We start from the raw sequence: 17619 nt of genomic DNA on the forward strand, positions 1-17619 counted from the left end.
CACGTTGTGGCGAACAGTACCCTGACCAAGCAGCGGTCAACGGCATACACGTCCACGGTGGCACTGAAGGCCGCGATGGCCGTCACCGGGGCGATCCTCGTGCTGTTCTTGATCGCGCACATGTACGGCAACCTGATGATCTTCGGGGGGCCGCAGACCTTTGACACCTACTCCGCGCACCTCCGCGAGCTCGGCGAGCCGATGCTCCCCTACGAGGGCTTCCTGTGGATCATGCGCGTCGTCCTGCTGGCGAGCGTCCTCATCCACGCCTACGCGGCGGTGACCCTGTGGCGGCGCGCCAAGCGGGCCCGGCCCGCCGGCCAGCGCTACCACACCAAGAAGAGCGTGCAGCGCAGCTACGCGTCCTACACCATGCGGTGGGGCGGTGTGGTGATCGTGCTCTTCGTGATCTACCACATCCTGCACCTGACCACGAACAACATCGCGCCCGGCGGCGCCTCCGACAGCCCGTACGAGCGCGTGGTGAACGGCTTCCAGATCTGGTGGGTCGTCCTCAGCTACGTGATCGCCCTGGCCGCGGTCGGCTTCCACCTGCGGCACGGCATCTGGAGCGCGATCGCCACCCTGGGCGGGAACCGGGCGGGGCGGCAGCGCGCGCTCAACATCATCGCGACCGGGCTCGCCCTGGTCGTCACGATCGGCTTCCTGATCCCGCCGTTCGCCGTTCTTCTCGGGCTGGTGAAGTAAATGACTGACCTGTACATCGAGGGCGCCCCGATCAAGGACGAGAAGGCGCCCGAGGGACCGATCGAGCAGCAGTGGGACAAGCGCCGCTTCTCCGCCAAGCTGGTGAACCCCGCGAACCGGCGCAAGCTCTCGGTCATCATCGTCGGCACCGGCCTGGCCGGAGCCTCCGCGGCGGCCACCCTCGGCGAGGCGGGCTACCAGGTCACGTCGTTCTGCTACCAGGACAGCCCGCGGCGCGCCCACAGCATCGCGGCGCAGGGCGGCATCAACGCGGCGAAGAACTACCGCAACGACGGCGACAGCATCTACCGCCTCTTCTACGACACCGTCAAGGGCGGCGACTTCCGCTCGCGGGAGTCCAACGTCTACCGGCTGGCGCAGGTCAGCGTCGAGATCATCGACCAGTGCGTCGCGCAGGGCGTCCCCTTCGCCCGCGAGTACGGCGGCCTGCTGGACAACCGCTCCTTCGGCGGCGTCCAGGTGTCGCGGACCTTCTACGCGCGCGGCCAGACGGGCCAGCAGCTCCTCATCGGTGCCTACCAGGCGCTGGAGCGTCAGATCGCGGCCGGCACCGTGAAGATGCACACCCGGCACGAGATGCTGGAGCTCATCGTCGTGGACGGCCGCGCCCGCGGCGTCATCGTCCGGGACATGGTCACCGGTGAGATCGAGACCCACTTCGCCGACGCGGTCGTGCTCGCCTCCGGTGGCTACGGCAACGTGTTCTTCCTGTCCACGAACGCCATGGGCTGCAACGTGACGGCGACGTGGCGCGCGCACCGCAAGGGTGCGCTGTTCGCCAACCCGTGCTTCACGCAGATCCACCCCACCTGCATCCCCGTCAGCGGCGACTACCAGTCCAAGCTCACCCTCATGAGCGAGTCGCTGCGCAACGACGGCCGCATCTGGGTGCCCAAGAAGGCCGGTGACACCCGCGACCCGCGGGAGATCCCCGAGGACGAGCGCGACTACTACCTGGAGCGCATCTACCCGTCCTTCGGCAACCTGGTGCCCCGCGACATCGCCTCCCGCGCCGCCAAGAACGTCTGCGACGAGGGGCGCGGCGTCGGCCCGGGCGGGCTCGGCGTGTACCTCGACTTCGCCGACGCGATCAAGCGCATGGGGCTGCCGGCCGTCGAGGCCAAGTACGGCAACCTCTTCGACATGTACCAGCGCATCACGGGCGAGAACCCCTACGAGGTTCCGATGCGCATCTACCCGGCCGTGCACTACACCATGGGCGGCCTGTGGGTGGACTACGACCTGCAGAGCACCATCCCCGGCCTGTTCGTGACCGGAGAGGCGAACTTCTCCGACCACGGCGCCAACCGGCTCGGCGCCAGCGCGCTGATGCAGGGGCTGGCCGACGGGTACTTCGTGCTCCCCAACACGATCAACGACTATCTCGCGTCCGGGCCGTTCGAGAAGCTGGACGAGAACACCCCCGAGGCCAAGGAGGCGGCCGAGGCGGTGCGCGCGCGCATCGACAAGCTGCTCTCCATCGACGGCAACCGCACCGTGGACTCCTTCCACAAGGAACTCGGCCACATCATGTGGGACTACTGCGGCATGGAGCGCACCGAGGAGGGCCTGCGCAAGGCCATCGAGCGCATCCGCGAGCTGCGGGACGAGTTCTGGCAGAACGTCAAGGTCACGGGCACCAACGAGGAGCTCAACCAGGCTCTGGAGAAGGCCGGCCGGGTCGCCGACTTCTTCGAGCTCGCCGAACTCATGTGCATCGACGCCCTCCACCGCCGCGAGTCCTGCGGCGGTCACTTCCGGGCGGAGAGCCAGACGGAGGACGGCGAGGCGCTGCGGCACGACGACGAGTTCGCCTACGTCGCCGCGTGGGAGTTCACCGGCACGGGCGAGCAGCCGGTGCTCCACAAGGAGAACCTGGAATACGAGTACGTCGAGATGAAGCAGCGGAGTTACAAGTGAACATCACCCTGCGCGTTTGGCGCCAGAAGAGCCGCGGCGACGAGGGCCGGATGGTCACCTACCAGGTCGAGGACGTCTCCCCGGACATGTCCTTCCTGGAGATGCTCGACGTCCTCAACGAGAAGCTCACCCTTGAGGGCCACGAGCCGGTGGCGTTCGACCACGACTGCCGCGAGGGCATCTGCGGCGCGTGCGGCGTCGTCATCAACGGCGTGGCGCACGGTCCGGAGACCACCACGACCTGCCAGCTGCACATGCGCAGCTTCAAGGACGGCGACGTGATCGACGTCGAGCCGTGGCGGGCCAAGGCGTTCCCCGTGATCAAGGACCTGGTGGTCGACCGCGGCGCGTTCGACCGCATCATCCAGGCCGGCGGGTACATCAGCGCCCCGACCGGCACGGCGCCGGACGCCCACGCCATGCCGGTGCCCAAGGCCGACGCCGACCGCGCGTTCGACGCGGCCACCTGCATCGGCTGCGGCGCCTGCGTGGCGGCCTGCCCGAACGCCTCCGGCATGCTGTTCACCGCCGCCAAGGTCACCCACCTGGGCATGCTCCCGCAGGGCCAGCCCGAGCGGGCCGCCCGGGTGGTGAAAATGGTGAACCAGCACGACGAGGAGGACTTCGGCGGCTGCACCAACATCGGGGAGTGCGCGGCGGTCTGCCCGAAGGGCATCCCGCTGGACACCATCTCCCAGCTCAACCGCGACCTGCTCGGGGCCCTCGCCAGCGGGGACCTCGGCTAGCCGGATCGCGGCGGCGTGCCGCCCGCTCCGGCGGACGGCGAAAAGGGGGCCGGCCCGGCACGGGCCGGCCCCCTCACGCGTCTCGGCGGAAAGCCGTCCGGATCGGCGGAGCCCCGTCGGCAGGGGAGCCGGTCAGGGCGTCTGGCCGAACACGTGGGCGCGGACCCACGCGTGCATGGCGATCGCCGCCGCCGCTCCGGCGTTGATCGAACGGGTGGACCCGAACTGGGCGATGGACAGCACCGCCGTGCAGGACCGCCGGACCTCCGCCGACAGCCCCGGCCCCTCCTGGCCGAACACCAGCACGCAGGCGTGCGGCAGCGGGCAGGTCTCCAGCGGCACCGAACCGGGCAGGTTGTCGATGCCGATGACGGGGAGATCCCGCTCGGCCGCCCACGCCACCAGGGCGCCGGTGTCGGGGTGGTGGTGGACGTGCTGGTACCGCTCCGTCACCATGGCGCCGCGCCGGTTCCACCGGCGGCGGCCGACGATGTGGACGGCGGCGGCGCCGAACGCGTTGGCGGTGCGCACCACCGACCCGATGTTGAAGTCGTGCTCCCAGTTCTCCACGGCCACGTGGAACGGGTGGCGGCGGGTGTCCAGGTCGGCGACGATCGCTTCACGCCGCCAGTACCGGTACCGGTCCACGACGTTGCGGCGGTCGCCCTCGGCGAGGAGTTCCGGGTCGTAGCGCTCGTCGTCCGGCCACGGACCCGGCCACGGGCCGACCCCGACGGCCGGCCGACCGGGGTCGCCGGCGGGCTCGGGGGCGGACGGGACGGGCGGGGCGACCTGCTCACTCACGCGGTCCAGGGTATCCGCACCGGGGATCAGTCCCCGGAGGAGCCGAGCCGGGCCCGGACGCGGTCCGCGCCCGGATGGTGGACGTCCGCGTACAGCCGCTCGGCGGCGGTCAGCGCCGCGCGCCAGGCCGTCCGGTCGCCGGCGCGCAGCGCCAGGTCGGCACGGACCTCCAGCGCCTCGGCGAACCGGACGCTCTGCCCGGACTCCCCGAACACCGTCAGCGCGGATTCGACGGCGCCGAGCGCGGCGGTGTCCTCACCGAGTTCGGCGAGGACCCGGGCCAGGACGACCCGGGCGCGGGCGTGCAGCTTCGCGTCGGCGTCGACCGCCAGAGCCGCCTCCAGCATCTCCCGGGCGAGGACGGGTTCACCGGCGAGCAGGTGCACCCGGCCGAGCTGGTAGCTGTTCAGCGCGACACCGCGGTCGTTGCCGGCCGCCCGGTGCAGCTCGATCACCTTGCGCAGGTTGCCGGCGGCGGCGGCGAAATGGCCGCGCTCGCGGTGCAGCCGGTGCTCGCCGTCCAGGACGACGGCGAGGTCCAGCGGGGAGTCGGACCGGGCGGCGGCCTCCCGGGCGAGAGCGAACTGTTCGGCGGCGGCGCGGAACTCGCGCTCGGCGAGTTCGCGGTGGTACGCCGCGTCGGCGGCGTGCCCGGACCGGCCGCCGCCGTCCGGTGCGGCGGTGTTCCGCGCGGCCCGGAGCGCGCCCGCCCCGAGGTCGGTGTGCACCCGGGCCAGGTGGTCGCGCATCAGCGCCTCGGCGCCGTGATGGCCCAGCAGCTCGGCGCTCTCGACGGCCGTGGTGTAGGCCGCCTGGGCGTCGACGTACAGCTTGTCGCTGTCGTACAGCGCCCAGGCGCTCCCGCAGAGCCGAACGACCGCGGCGTGCTGCCCGATGCCGGCGGCGAGCTCGATGACGGCGTGCAGGTTGTTGCGTTCGGCCCGCAGCCATTCCAGGGCGTCGGGCTTGCCGCGGAAGACCACGGCGGGGCTCCGCGGCAGTCCGGGTACCGGCAGCCGCTCGCGGAGCCGGAGCGGCCGGCCGAGCGCGGTGTCGTCGGCCGAGGCGGCGGCCGCGGTGTACCAGAGCACCATCCGGACCATGGCGGCCTCGCGCTCGGGCACGGGATCGGCCAGTTCGGCGCGCGCCCGGGCGTCACGCCGCGTCAGCTCGGAATAGCGGTACCTCCGGCCATCGCCGACCTGCTCGATGAGGTGGTGGTCGGCCAGCACTCGAAGCGCGTGGGCGGCCTCCGGGGAGTCGGACGGCAGGCCGAGGAGGGCGGCGGCCACCCCGTTACTGAGGGTCGGGCCGGGGACGAGGCCGCCCAGCCGGTAGAGCCGTGCCTCCAGCGGTGGGAGTTCGTCGTACACGAGATCGCAGATCCCCCTGGGCGTGCGAACCGCCGCGGCGTCCTCGGAGTCGGTGAGCGGGCTGAACTCGTCGAGCCGTCCCCGCGCGTCGGCGAGCCGGTCGGCGACCTCCGTCAGGGGAACGGCCGGATTCAGGTACAGGTAGCTGCCGACGATGCGCAGCGCCACGGGGACTCCCGCGCAGTGGTCCACGATCCGCCGCAGCGCCGCGGGGTCCGGGGCCCAGAGCGTGGGATCGGGGTGGTCGCGCCGGGCCATGCGGGCGATGAGCTCCGCGGAGGCGGCGTCGGACAGTGGGCGGACGGGCACGAAATCCGCGCCGGGGTCGAGGTCGAGCGAGCGGAGCTGCCGCCGCGTCGTGACGATGACCACGCCGCCGGGGGAGTTGGGGATCAGGTCGCGGACCTGCGCGGCCGAGTCGGCGTCATCGATGAACACGATGACCCGGCGCTGCGCGGTGATGGACCGGAACAGTGCCGCCCGTTCCTCCAGGAGTGCGGGGACGGCGTCGGGAGGCACGCGGTAGTGCCGCAGGAATCCGGCCAGGATGTCGCTGGTACTGGGGCGGGTGCCGTCGGCCCGGCGGGCGAGCGAGGCGTACAGCCGGTCGACGTCCGGCGACGCGTGCGCGGTGTGGCCGAAGTGCAGCGCGAGGGCGGTCTTGCCCAGGCCGCTGAGACCGTGCAGCACGGCGATGCCGGTCCGGCGTTCGTGCCGCGCTCGCTCACCCGTGCGGCCTACCCGGTGGAGTTCGGCGTCGCGATTGACGAAGGGTGCGACCGGGGCGGGGAACAGCGTGGGAGCGCTTGGTGCGGTCGGTTCGGAGTGAACGTGCACGCCGCCGTGGATGACGCCCGCCTGCACGAGGCGCCCCAGGACGTCACCCGCCAGATTCTGATGCGCGGTCGCCTCACCTCCGCGTGAGCCGTCCTCCTCCGGCATGGCACTCCCTCCCCGAAACCCCAGCGGCTAACGGGAATCTACGGGAGACTGCGATGCGCGGGCCACCCCGACGCGGAGCCTGTGCACAATCCCGGAATCGGGTGCCCAGGGGTGTACCCGGCACCCGGAAACCCGGGACAATGCCCCGAGTGGAGCGTCCGCGCCGCCTCCAGCCGGCCGGGACCGCCCCGAAGCCGCCCCCTCGTCCACCGGGAGGACCAATGGCCGATCCGATCTCCGTGGCGGTCGCCGCCGCGATCGCCGGGAAAGTCGCCGAATCCCTCACCGACGCCGGAAAACGCCTGCTCGCCGCCCTGCGGCAGCGCGTCCAGGACAAGCTCAAGGACGACCCGAACGGCCTGCTGGCGCTCCTCGCCGCCACCCAGGATCCCGAGAACCCCGACCGGCACGTCGAACTGGCCGAGATCGTGGAGGCGGCCGAGGCGGCCGACCCCGCCTTCCGCACCGAGGTCCGGGAACTGTGGGACCAGGTCCGGGCCGAGACCACCGGCTCGGGACCGGTGCGCAACACGATCCGGGGCGATGTCCGAGACGGCAGCACCGTGGTGCAGGCCGGGCACATCAATGGGGACATCAACCTACGCTGATGTTACGGAGCGGCGAGCCGCCGAGCGTCCGGAGCCGCCGATGTCCTTGCGCGTAGCGCCGTTCGCGTTGGCGGCGGAGGAAAGTGAGGTGGCGAGCGCGACCGGGAGCACAGCGGCGAGCCGCCGAGCGTCCGGAGCCGCCGATGCCCTTGCGCGTAGCGCCTCTCGCGTTGGCGGCGGAGGAAAGTGAGGTGGCGAGTGCGACTGGTGGTACAGCGGCGAGCCACCGAGCGTCCGGAGCCGCCAACGCCGATTGCGGAAGGCCCCTTCGCGTCGCCGGTGAAGCGTAACGCGGCGGCGAATGCGATCACAGGTACCCGTCGCCCGGTCCCGAGGTGCGCGCACCGGGGGATTCGGCGGTGGCCGGATCGCGGTCAGTCCGACGGGTCGTGCCGTGGTCGCGAGGTGGCGGGATCGGCGGCAGACCGGCGAAAATCATCGGGGGGGGGGTACCTCGGATGACGGTTCGGCGGGCGCCGATGTGTACCGGTACCCCGGCAGCCAGCGCGGGCAGCGGACGGCCGTCCACCGCCCATGCGTAGACGGCCGTCGCGGCGACGAACAGGTCGGTACCGGGCGCGTCCAGTTCCAGCGCGCGTCCGTCGCGCAGCCGCAGCAGTGCCCGGGATCCGCTCAGCGAGGCGGCCGCCAGCCCGCAGCCGGGGAAGCGGCGCAGCGTCCGGACGATCCACTCCTCGGGCGGCTCGCTCTCCGAGGCGTGCGACCGCACGGCGATGTCCGGGCTCGCCGCGGTCGCCGGGTGCAGTCGCTCCGCCGCCACCACCTCGAAGCGTTCGGCGTCGCCGGTACCGGCGGCGAGCGGCGCGAAGCGCCGCACCCGCACGCCGTCGCCGTCCACGGTGGCCTCCACCGCGAAGCGCTCGGGTTCTTCGGTGTAGGACTCGGGCGTTCGCAGTGGTGGCGGCTCCGGGGCCGGTACCGGCGGCGGGTCCAGCCGTAGCATCTCGTACAGCAGCCGGCGCATCCGGCCGGCCGAGCCGCCGGGGTGCTGGATGAGCAGGTCGGCGGCGGTGAGCGAGCCGCCCTCGCGTTCGGCCGTCGCGAGTTGCGCGCGGAGGTCGCCGTCGGGGTCGAGGCGGGGCGTCGCGCGGCCGAACTCGGCGAGCGGCGAGTCGGGCGCGATGAGCGTGTCGCCGAACGTCGCGAGCAGCACCGGGCGGCCAAGAGCGGCCGCGTAGTAGGAGACCGAACCGTGGTCGCCGACGACCACATCGGCGGCGACGAGCGTGGCCCGCCACCCCTCCAGGGGCGGGACGAGCCGCAGTCCGGCCTCCAGTTCGGGCGCGAGCCATCGCCGTAGCTGCGCCGGGCTGTACCGGTACCAGATGTTGGGGTGCGCGATCAGCGCCACCTGATACTCGTCGTGGGGGAGTTGTGACAGCAGCGCGCTGACCAGCCGACGGCCGTGCCGGCCGAGCAGCGAGTCGTGGTGCCAGGTCGACGTCACCACGACCAGCCGGCGCCCCCCGGTGGCGCCCAGCGCCCTCCGGAAGTGCTCCCGCCGTTCGAGGTTGGCGAGCATGCGGTCGTAGCTGGGGTCGCCGACCACCACCGCGCGGCCGGCCGCCTCCGGGTAGCTCGCGCGCAGCCGCTCGACCTGTTCGGGGTGCGAGAGGGCGAGCCGGGCGGGGAGGGTCCGTCCCCGGTGCTCCAGTTGGGAACGCGCCAGCCCCGACGCGACGCTCAGCGACCCGGGCAGGGTCCCGACGAGCCGGTTGTGCCCGGCGCCGTGCGGCATGAACAGCATGGGGACCGGCAGCCGGTGCAGTTCGCCCTTGGGGTTGGCGACCAGAGCGAGGTCGAATTCCCCTTCGGGGGCGACGGCGTGGTTCCAGGGCACCAGCCGTTCCACGCCCGCGTCGTGCAGCATGCCGGTGATCCCCGCGCCGAACCGGGATCCGGCGTTGACGGTGAAGTCGACGGCCACCCGTTCATCGCCGCGGAAGAGTTCGGCGACGTCCAGCAGCCGGGCCGTGCACGGGACCGTCCGGGCGACCGCGAGCACCGTGCGCGCCACCGGGAGCGTGCCCCACGGATCCTGGCCGGTCACGCCGCCGTCGCCTCCTCTATCAGGGTCCGGCCCGCTCAGCCGGCCACCGGCCGGCGGTCACGGCGCCGCGTCACCAGGTGCGCCACCGCGCGCCAGCCCACCAGGGTGGCGCCCAGGAAGATCGAGGTGACGATGACGAAGGACAGGGGCGCGCCGTCACCGGACAGGACGCGCAGCACCATGCCACCGGCGACGGTGGCGGCCCACACGCCGACGCCGGTACGCAGCGGCCGGGCGGGCGCCCGCCACGCCAGGGTGACGAGCCACCCCGCGGCGAGGGCGGCCGTGAACGGCCACGCGGTGCCGAGGAACCCGAGCAGGGCGTTCTCCTCGCCGTGGCTGGAGCGCCCGATGAGCACGAATGCCGCGACGCACAGCAGGTCGAGGAGGGCGGCGGGGAACAAGCGCATGACCGACAGGTTATGTCCTGCCTCGCGGTACGGGCCCGGCGCACCCCGTGCGCGCCGGGCCGGGCGGTCCGCTCAGACCTCGTCGAGCGCGGTGTCCCTGGTCTCCCGGCTGACCAGCAGCGCGGCGAGCGTGATGGCCGCGGCCAGGGCCAGGTAGCCGCCGACCCAGCCGAGACCGAAGGAGGCGGCCAGCCAGGTGGCGACGTACGGGGCGATCGACGCGCCGAGCAGCCCGGCGAGGTTGTAGGCGATGGAGGCCCCGCTGTAGCGCACCCGGGTGGGGAACAGCTCCGGCAGCACCGCGCCCATCGGCCCGAACGTGAAGCCCATGAGCGTCAGACCGAGGACGAGGAACAGCAGGACCACCGGGGTGGAGCCGCTGCCGAGCATGGGCCCGAGCAGGAGCCCGAACACGATGATGCACACGGTGGTGATCACCAGCGTCGGGCGGCGCCCGAACCGGTCGGCCAGCAGCCCGGAGATCGGGACCGTCAGGCCGAAGAAGACCACGCCGACGAGCAGCAGCACCAGGAATTCCGATCGCTGGTAACCGAGGCCGTCCGGGCTGGTGCCGTAGGAGAGCGAGAAGACCGTCATCAGGTAGAAGAGCACGTACGTGGCGAGCATGATGAACGTGCCGAGCACCAGGGCGGGGGTCGCCGTGCGGAACACCTCGGTGACCGGCGTCCTGGCCCGGGTCCCGTCCGCGATCACCCGGGCGAACGCGGGCGTCTCGTGCAGGCTCAGCCGGACCCACAGCCCCACCACGATGAGCACGGCCGAGAGCAGGAACGGCACCCGCCAGCCCCACGCGAGGAACGCCTCCTCGCTCATCAGCTCCGAGAGGGCCAGGAACACGCCGTTGGCGAGGAAGAACCCGATGGGCGCGCCGAGCTGGGGGAAGGTGCCGAACAGCGCGCGCTTGGCGCGGGGCGCGTTCTCGGTGGCCAGCAGGGCGGCGCCGCCCCACTCGCCGCCGAGGCCGAGCCCCTGGCCGAACCGGCAGAGCGCCAGCAGCAGCGGCGCGGCGACGCCGATCTGGGCGTGGACGGGCAGCAGCCCGATGACGACGGTCGAGATGCCCATGGTGAGCAGCGCCGCCACCAGCGTGGCCTTGCGTCCGACGCGGTCGCCGAAGTGGCCGAAGAGGGCGGAGCCCACCGGCCGGGCGACGAAGGCGATCGCGAACGTGGCCAGCGATTGCAGGGTGGCGGCCGTGGGGTCGTCGGCCGGGAAGAAGAGGTGGGGGAAGACGAGGACCGCGGCCGTCGCGTAGACGTAGAAGTCGTAGAACTCGATGGACGTGCCGACGAGGCTGGCGGCGATGACCCGGCCTGCCGGGTTGGTGGGCGGAGCGTCGGCGGCGGGCTCCGAGCCCGGTTTCTGGACGGCCACCGCGGTGGTACCTCCCTGTTTGGCGTGTTTTGACCAGATCAGCGTAGGGCACCGGGCGGAGTCCGTGAGACCAGTGTCTCATGAAGTGAGACAGTTACCTGGGACGGGTGCCGGCCGTGTCGCCGGCCGCCCGCTCACCGGGCCGGGAGCGTCCCGGCCGGCCGCATGCGCCCTCCGGAACGCGCGAGTCCCCGGCGCCCGCTCGGGACGCCGGGGACTCGGGGGAGGGGATCAGCCGGTGGTGAGCGTCAGGCCCCACTCGTCCAGGATCGGGTTGATCGGCTGGAAGTAGGTGGTGCCGCCGGAGCTGCAGTTGCCGGAGCCGCCGGAGGTGACGCCCTGAGCCTCGGTGCCGCTCAGCCAGGAGCCGCCGGAGTCACCGGGCTCGGCGCAGACGTCGGTGCGGGTCAGGCCGTTGACCTGGCCCTCGGGGTAGACCACGGTCTGGTTCTTGGACTCGATGGTGCCGCAGTGCCAGCCGGTGGTGGAACCGGACCGGCAGATGGACGCGCCCTCGGCGGCCTCCTCCGAGCCGGTGACGGTCACGGTGCCGCCCTCGTAGTCGTTGACCGTGGCGGTCGGCGTCCAGCCGCTGCCGGCCTCGACGTAGCCCATGTCATTGCCGGGGAAGATCGACCCGGCGACGGTCCCGGTGCCGCTGCCGTCCTCGCTCTCCACGGGCGTGCCCTCGGTGCCGCAGTGGCCGGCGGTCGCGAAGCCGCCCTCCACCGCGAACCCGATGGAGCAGCGCCCGCTGCTGTCGATGTAGTAGGGGTCGCCGCCGACGATGTCGGCGTAGGTGCGCGGCTGCTCCGCGGACTCCTCGACCTCGACCGCGCCGGCGGTCACGCCGGCCTCGTCCACCAGTTGCTGCGCGGCGGCCGTCTCGCCCTCCTGGACGGTGATCACGACGGCGTCCTGCGCGGTGTCGACGTACCAGCCGGTGACGCCGCTGTCGCTGCTGGGCGTCGTGGCGTTGAGGTCGGCGACGATGCCGTCCAGGGCGCGCTCGCCGTAGGTCACGACGCGCGGGGTGGCCCCGGCCTCGCGCACGGCGTCCGCGGCGCTCTCCTCGGTGACGGAGACGGTCAGCTCGCCGGTCTCGGTGTCGAAGACGCTGCCGCCGAAGGCGTCGCCCAGGTCCGCGCGCAGGTCGCTCTCGACCGCGCGGGCCTGCTGCTCCTGGGTGAGGAGCCGGCCGGCCTCCGCGGCGGAGAGTCCGAGGTCGCGCTGGAGGGCGTCGAGCTGACCCGGTGCCGCCACCAGGTCCTGGGGTGCGGGGTCGGCCGCCGCGAAGGGGGCGGCGGCGACCACCAGGCCGAACGCCACAGCGGCGCCGCCAAGAGTGCGGGTCAGGGGGGACTTTCGCACGTTCTGCCCTTTCTGTTGTGCTGCTGGGGGCGGATCCGCGCTAACGAGCGGGGACTCAACGCGGGTCCTTCGGGCCACCCGGCCCCGAAGGGCGGGGCGGCCGCCGTTTGTTACCGGACAGTCGGTAAACGCTTCGCAACCTTAGGTCATCGAACGCGCCAAGCAACAGACCAAAAGGAACGTGAAAAATCCGGCATATGACGGATAGGTCGAGTTTGTGGCTATGTGACGGCGTACGGGAGGCGGTCGAGAACCGCTGGAAATCCGGCGTTGAGCGGCGGTCGAGGGGGTGGCCGGAGCCGTTCCGCCGTGCTCCGCAAGAGTCCGGGGCTGGCCGGTTGCGGCCATCGTCCCCGGTGGCGGCGCTTGTGCGATCACACAGGCCCGGTCCGTCACTCTCGTCACAACCGCCGAATCGGGCGGCGGGCGCACCCGCCCCGAGGACCGCCTCCGGCCACGGCCGCGCGCCCGCGCGACGCCGCGGGCCGGCCGGGCCGCCGGACCGGCAGGCCGCTCACCTGCGCCGTCCGCGGCCGGGCGGGAGAGCACGCGGGACGGAGGGGGACGCCGGACGGCCGGACGGGCACCCGGCCCGCCCGGCTCACAACCTCAGGAGGTGGCCCCCAGGCCCAGGGCCGAGCGCAGGAACTCCACCTGCAGCACGAGCAGGTTCTCGGCGGTGGATTCCTCGGTGGGCATGTGCGTGATGCCCGAGAGCGGCAGCACCGTGTGCGGGCGTCCCGCCGCCAGCAGCGCCGAGGAGAGCCGCTGCGAGTGGGCGAACACCACGTTGTCGTCGGCCAGGCCGTGGATCAGCATCAGCGGCCGGCTCAGCCGACCCGCGTCGGCCAGCAGCGAGCTGTCCCGGTACGCCGCCTCCTCCTGCTGCGGCATCCCCAGGTAGCGCTCCGTGTAATGCGTGTCGTACAGCCTCCAGTCGGTGACCGGCGCCCCGGCCACCGCCGCGTGGAACACGTCGGGCCGGCGCAGCACGGCCAGCGCCGCCAGGTAGCCGCCGAACGACCAGCCGCGGATCGCCACCCGCTCCAGGTCCAGGTCCGGGACGCGCTCGGCGGCGTCGTGCAGCGCGTCCACCTGGTCCGCCAGCGGCGGTCCGGCGAGGTCGCCCCGCAGGGTGTACTCCCACTCGGGGTCGCGACCGGGGCTGCCGCGGCCGTCCGCCACCACCACCGCGAACCCCTGCTCGGCGAACCACTGGGAGGTCAGGTACGCGCCGCGCGCCGCCAGGACCCGCTGCGCGTGCGGGCCGCCGTAGGGGTCCATGAGCACCGGCAGCGGACCGGAGCCCCGCTCGTGCCAGGACGGCAGCAGCACCGCGGTGCGCAGCCGCCGCTCACCGGTGGCGAGCAGTGTCACCGTGAAGTCCGGCAGCTCCGGCCGCTCGGCGAAACTCGCGATCTCCGCCACCGTCTCGCCACCGCGCCGTACCCGGGTCTCCACCTCGGTGCCGTCCAGCGACCTGCGCTGAACGACGAGCGTGCCGCCGCGCAGCCGCCCCGCGTGCACCCCGTTGGGCCTGGTCAGCCGGCGCGGCCCGTCTGCGGGGCCGAAACTCCACAGATCGATCTCGACCGGGTTCTCCGAGGCGGTGAACAGCACCGTGTCACCGTCGATGTCGCCGACCGCGCGCACGTACAGCCCGGGCGGCGTCACCGGGTCCTCACCGATGATCAGCCGCTGCTGGCCGTCCCGCACCCCGATCCACACGGCGGCGCCGCCGTCGGTGACGGCGGGTACCCCCGAGGGCACCTCCACCCACGCCTCGTGCGTCTCCTCGCCGAGCAGCCGGGTCCGCCCGGTGCCGGCGTCGGCGGCGAGCCGCTGCAGCGTGCGCTGGTCGCGGCTCTGCACCACCAGGACCGGCTCGGCCGGCCCGTCCCCGGACGCGGCCTGCCAGCCGGCCGACGCCACGTACGGCAGCGCGGCGCGGTCCCACTCCACCCAGACGGGCTCGGCCGGGCCGTCGCCCGCGAGCGGCAGCACGGCCAGCCGCACGTCGGCGTTGGCGGTGCCGGCCGCCGGGTAGGCCATGACCTGCGCGGGGGCCTCGGGGCTGGCGGGGTCGGCGATGTGCCAGCGGGTGACGGCGCTGTCGTCCACCCGGGCCGCGAGCAGCGCGGAACCGTCCGGCGCCCACCACATGCCGCGGTAGCGGCCCATCTCCTCGGCGGCGATGAACTCCGCGAGCCCCCACGTCACGTTCGGTTCCCCCGGCCGGGCCACCACCCGGTCCGCTCCGGACGCCAGGTCCAGGACGTGGACGGCGCCACCGCTGACGTAGGCGACCGCGTCGCCGCGTGGGCCGATCACCGGGTCGACGACCGGGGCCACGGCCGGAAGCTCGCGGGGCTCGGCGCCGTCGGTCAGGTCGACCGAGTAGAGGCGGCCGGACAACGTGAACACCGCCCGCTCGAACGCGTCGTCCACCGTGTAGGCGACGATGCCGCCGCCGGTCTCCCGGAGCCGTTCGCGCCGGGCGCGCTCCTCCGGCGGCAGATCCTCGTCGATCCGGCCGATCCGCCGCGGGTCGGCGACCACCCGCTCCCTGCCGCCGCGGAGATCGAGGATCCACAGCGACGTCGCGGTGTCGGTGCCGTCACGGCCGCGCAGGAACGCGACCCGGCCGCCGTCCGGGGAGATCTGGAACGCCCGGGGCACGCCGAGCGTGAAACGCCGGGTCCGGGCCTGCTGGCGAGGGAAACTCATGAGCCGATTGTGGCAGGGGTGCTGATCATGCCGGCGGCGCACATACGGTCGGCCGCACCTGGCCTCCGGTTTCGGTACGGCGTTACCGAACATGCGGCGTCCGGCCAGGTATCGTCCCGGATATGACAGATCGCCGCATCCTGCTGGTCCATGCCCATCCGGACGACGAGACCATCGTCACCGGGGCGACCATGGCCAAGTACGCGGCCGAAGGAGCCCAGGTCACCCTCGTCACGTGCACGCTCGGCGAGGAGGGCGAAGTCATCCCCGAGCATCTCGCGCACCTGGCGAGCGACCGGGACGGTGGCCTCGGCGAGTACCGGGTGGGCGAACTGTCCCGGGCCTGCCTCGCCATGGGCGTGCGCGACCACCGCTTCCTCGGCGGCCCCGGACGGTACCGCGACTCCGGCATGATGGGCGCGGCGACCAACGACGACCCCCGCTGCTTCTGGCAGGCCGACGTCGAGGAGGCCGCCCACGAGCTCGCGCTGGTCATCCGCGAGGTCCGCCCGCACGTCATGGTGACCTACGACGACAACGGCGGTTACGGGCACCCCGACCACATCCAGGCGCACCGGGTCGCGGTGCGCGCCTTCGGCAGGGCCGGCGAGCGCGCGCTGCCCGGCACCCCGTGGCAGACCCGCAAGCTGTACGCCGTCGCCCAGCCGCGATCGGTGCTGGCGGCGTCGGTGGAGCGGCTGCAGGACGACTCCGGCTCCTTCAGCGCGCCCAAGACCATCGAGGACATCGCCCCGGGCACGCCCGACGAGCTCGTCACCACCCGCGTGGACGCCGGCGCGTACTGGGCCGCCAAGGTCCTCGCCCTGCGCGAGCACGCCACCCAGGTCACGGTCGAGGCCGACCTGTTCGCGCTCTCCAACGGCATCGCGCAGGAGATCAGCGCCGTGGAGTACTTCTCGCTGCTGCGCGGGCCCTCACCCAGACGCGGACCGGGCGGGTACGAGACCGACCTGTTCGCCTGACCCGCCCGTCCGGCGGGAGCCGGCCACCGGTCGGCGCGCGCCGGGGCGGCCGGGTAGCCTGCGAGGGTGGCAACCTCCTCGCCCCAGTCCCAGCGCACCCCGGCGGCACCGCAGCCCCCGCGTGCCGGCGCCCGCCCCGGGCGGCTGCCGCGTCTCGTGCTGGCGGGCGCGGCCTACACGCTGCTCGCGGTCCTCGGCGTCGTCGCGGGCACCGTGTGCGGGCTGGCATCGAGCTGGCTGTCATGGCTGTGGCTGACCGGCCCGGTCGGCCAGGGCCTGGCGGCCGGCACGCTGGCGCTGGTCCTGCTCGTGCTGTTCGCCGGCTGCCGCGCTGCCGGATGGGGCATGGGCACCCGGCTCGGCGCCGGACTCCCCGCGGCCGGATGGATCGCGGCGAGCTTCCTGCTGGTCAGCTGGTCGTCGTCCGGCGACGTGATCCTCACCTCGGCCGCGATCAACTACGCGTTCCTGTTCGGCGGCATGGCGGTGTCGGTGCTCGCCACCGCGCTGAGCACGCCCGCCCCGGTGGCGCCGCGTAGCCGGTGACGCCGCGGCGCGCAGCGTCCGCCCGTGGTCAGCCCACCCAGAACTGGAAGAGCAACTGGCCGAACCCGATGTAGTCGCGGTTCGGGCCGACCAGTTCCATCACCCGGTACATGAGGTCGAGGAAGGCGGTGTGCACCGGCGGGAACCAGAGCACCGCGAACACCGCGATCGAGCCGAAGACGCCGGCCGTGTGCCCCTGCCGCGCCAGTTTCTCCGGAAGGAACGGCGCGATGACGTCGAAGCCGTCGGTCCCCGGCACCGGCAGCAGGTTCACCAGGGCCGCCGTCATGGCCAGGAAGCTGACGTACATCAGCCCGACGAGCAGGTAGTTGTTGGTGACCGCCCCCGTCGGGACGAGCGCCCCCACGACCAGGCCGAGCGCGACGGCGAGCAGCAGGTTCGCGACGATGCCGGCGAGCGCGACGAGGCTGCGCCGCGCCCGCCCCCGCACCGCGGCGCGGTCCAGGTGCACGGCCGGGCCGGTCATGCCGAAACCGCCCAGCACCAGGTAGACGACCGGCAGCAGCAGTCCGGCGAACAGCTCCCGGTACCGGAACGGGTTGAGGCGCAGGTAGCCGCTGCCGCGGAGGGCACGGTCGCCGAACCGGTAGGCGAGGACGGCGTGCGCGAACTCGTGCAGCGCTACCGTGACGATCCACGCCCCGAGGATGAGCACGAACGGCGCGTACACCACGTTGCCGTCGGACCAGTTCTCCTCGGCCCGCGTCCAGGAGAACCAACCGGCCAGACCGGTGATGCCGAGCAGCAGAACGAACATCGGGCTGGGCGCGAACGCCCACCGGCCGGCATCGCGGGACCCGGACCGGTCCGCGCCGTCCCCCGCGGCCGCCCCGCCATCGGGCTGCCCGGACGTCTGGACCGCGTCGGCCGCGCCGGTCTCGGCGGGTTCGCCCGGGTTCCCGGCCCCGGTGGCCGCGGAGCGGGTCTCGGACTCAGGCGTGGACATGCAGTGCTCCTGCTGATCGTGTCGGTG

The 17619-nt window shown here is 73.0% G+C and carries 14 protein-coding genes; 6 read left to right on the forward strand and 8 right to left on the reverse strand.

Annotated elements, in window-relative coordinates; genetic code table 11:
* The first annotated feature begins 6 nt into the window (after positions 1 to 6).
* Genes ACFQRF_RS03495 through ACFQRF_RS03505 form a run of 3 tightly spaced genes read left to right on the forward strand, consistent with a single transcriptional unit; the run spans position 7 to position 3395 of the window.
* Positions 7 to 708, forward strand: coding sequence for a succinate dehydrogenase cytochrome b subunit (locus ACFQRF_RS03495; RefSeq protein WP_379868706.1), 702 nt, complete (start codon positions 7 to 9; stop codon positions 706 to 708).
* Positions 709 to 2649: a fumarate reductase/succinate dehydrogenase flavoprotein subunit gene (locus ACFQRF_RS03500; protein WP_379868707.1), complete on the forward strand. Its 1941-nt coding sequence runs from the start codon at positions 709 to 711 to the stop codon at positions 2647 to 2649.
* Entirely contained in the window at positions 2646 to 3395 is a 750-nt protein-coding gene (locus tag ACFQRF_RS03505; RefSeq protein WP_379868708.1) for a succinate dehydrogenase/fumarate reductase iron-sulfur subunit, read from the forward strand. Before ACFQRF_RS03500 ends, ACFQRF_RS03505 begins: the two co-directional genes overlap by 4 nt.
* 132 nt (positions 3396 to 3527) lie before the next feature.
* On the opposite strand, the gene ACFQRF_RS03510 is transcribed toward ACFQRF_RS03505, so the two are convergent.
* Both ACFQRF_RS03510 and ACFQRF_RS03515 read right to left on the reverse strand, forming a co-directional pair.
* A complete protein-coding gene (locus ACFQRF_RS03510) occupies positions 3528 to 4199 on the reverse strand; it encodes a TrmH family RNA methyltransferase (protein ID WP_379868710.1) in 672 nt (223 codons plus the stop codon).
* Positions 4200 to 4225: 26 nt separating this feature from the next.
* Positions 4226 to 6514 carry an NB-ARC domain-containing protein gene (locus ACFQRF_RS03515; protein ID WP_379868711.1) on the reverse strand — a complete coding sequence of 763 codons (2289 nt, stop codon included), beginning with the start codon at positions 6512 to 6514 and terminating at the stop codon, positions 4226 to 4228.
* Positions 6515 to 6735: 221 nt separating this feature from the next.
* Between ACFQRF_RS03515 and ACFQRF_RS03520 the strand changes: the two genes are divergently transcribed.
* Positions 6736 to 7122 (forward strand): hypothetical protein, encoded by a 387-nt coding sequence (locus ACFQRF_RS03520; RefSeq protein ID WP_379868712.1) that lies wholly within the window; start codon positions 6736 to 6738, stop codon positions 7120 to 7122.
* Positions 7123 to 7429: 307 nt separating this feature from the next.
* Here ACFQRF_RS03520 and ACFQRF_RS03525 read toward each other — a convergent pair whose 3' ends face one another.
* The 5 genes from ACFQRF_RS03525 to ACFQRF_RS03545 form a co-directional block, all read right to left on the reverse strand.
* Positions 7430 to 9193, reverse strand: a complete 1764-nt coding sequence (locus ACFQRF_RS03525; protein WP_379868713.1) for a translation initiation factor IF-2 — start codon at positions 9191 to 9193, stop codon at positions 7430 to 7432.
* A 35-nt stretch (positions 9194 to 9228) separates the two neighbouring features.
* Entirely contained in the window at positions 9229 to 9603 is a 375-nt protein-coding gene (locus ACFQRF_RS03530; RefSeq protein ID WP_379868715.1) for a DUF3054 domain-containing protein, read from the reverse strand.
* Between the two features lie 72 nt (positions 9604 to 9675).
* Positions 9676 to 10998, reverse strand: a complete 1323-nt coding sequence (locus tag ACFQRF_RS03535) for an MFS transporter (RefSeq protein WP_379868716.1) — start codon at positions 10996 to 10998, stop codon at positions 9676 to 9678.
* A 231-nt stretch (positions 10999 to 11229) separates the two neighbouring features.
* On the reverse strand, positions 11230 to 12369 hold the full coding sequence (locus ACFQRF_RS03540; protein ID WP_379868718.1) for a S1 family peptidase: 1140 nt from the start codon (positions 12367 to 12369) through the stop codon (positions 11230 to 11232).
* 609 nt (positions 12370 to 12978) lie between these two features.
* A complete protein-coding gene (locus ACFQRF_RS03545) occupies positions 12979 to 15096 on the reverse strand; it encodes a S9 family peptidase (RefSeq protein WP_379868720.1) in 2118 nt (705 codons plus the stop codon).
* Between the two features lie 122 nt (positions 15097 to 15218).
* On the opposite strand from ACFQRF_RS03545, the gene mshB reads away from it, so the two are divergent.
* Together mshB and ACFQRF_RS03555 are read left to right on the forward strand one after the other, a co-directional pair.
* Positions 15219 to 16079, forward strand: a complete 861-nt coding sequence (mshB, locus tag ACFQRF_RS03550; RefSeq protein WP_379868721.1) for an N-acetyl-1-D-myo-inositol-2-amino-2-deoxy-alpha-D-glucopyranoside deacetylase — start codon at positions 15219 to 15221, stop codon at positions 16077 to 16079.
* Positions 16080 to 16145: 66 nt separating this feature from the next.
* Positions 16146 to 16625 (forward strand): DUF6113 family protein, encoded by a 480-nt coding sequence (locus ACFQRF_RS03555; protein ID WP_379868723.1) that lies wholly within the window; start codon positions 16146 to 16148, stop codon positions 16623 to 16625.
* A 28-nt stretch (positions 16626 to 16653) separates the two neighbouring features.
* On the opposite strand, the gene ACFQRF_RS03560 is transcribed toward ACFQRF_RS03555, so the two are convergent.
* Positions 16654 to 17592, reverse strand: coding sequence for a site-2 protease family protein (locus tag ACFQRF_RS03560; protein WP_379868724.1), 939 nt, complete (start codon positions 17590 to 17592; stop codon positions 16654 to 16656).
* Positions 17593 to 17619 lie beyond the last annotated feature (27 nt).

The organism is Marinactinospora rubrisoli (genome assembly GCF_042664915.1).
Classification (GTDB): domain Bacteria; phylum Actinomycetota; class Actinomycetes; order Streptosporangiales; family Streptosporangiaceae; genus Marinitenerispora; species Marinitenerispora rubrisoli.

Excerpts from the sequence above, each read along its gene's own strand:
- ACFQRF_RS03545 (WP_379868720.1), bottom strand. The coding sequence starts at position 15,096 with ATGAGTTTCCCTCGCCAGCAGGCCCGGACCCGGCGTTTCACGCTCGGC.
- ACFQRF_RS03500 (WP_379868707.1), top strand. The coding sequence starts at position 709 with ATGACTGACCTGTACATCGAGGGCGCCCCGATCAAGGACGAGAAGGCG.
- ACFQRF_RS03520 (WP_379868712.1), top strand. The coding sequence starts at position 6,736 with ATGGCCGATCCGATCTCCGTGGCGGTCGCCGCCGCGATCGCCGGGAAA.
- ACFQRF_RS03530 (WP_379868715.1), bottom strand. The coding sequence starts at position 9,603 with ATGCGCTTGTTCCCCGCCGCCCTCCTCGACCTGCTGTGCGTCGCGGCA.
- mshB (WP_379868721.1), top strand. The coding sequence starts at position 15,219 with ATGACAGATCGCCGCATCCTGCTGGTCCATGCCCATCCGGACGACGAG.
- ACFQRF_RS03560 (WP_379868724.1), bottom strand. The coding sequence starts at position 17,592 with ATGTCCACGCCTGAGTCCGAGACCCGCTCCGCGGCCACCGGGGCCGGG.
- ACFQRF_RS03515 (WP_379868711.1), bottom strand. The coding sequence starts at position 6,514 with ATGCCGGAGGAGGACGGCTCACGCGGAGGTGAGGCGACCGCGCATCAG.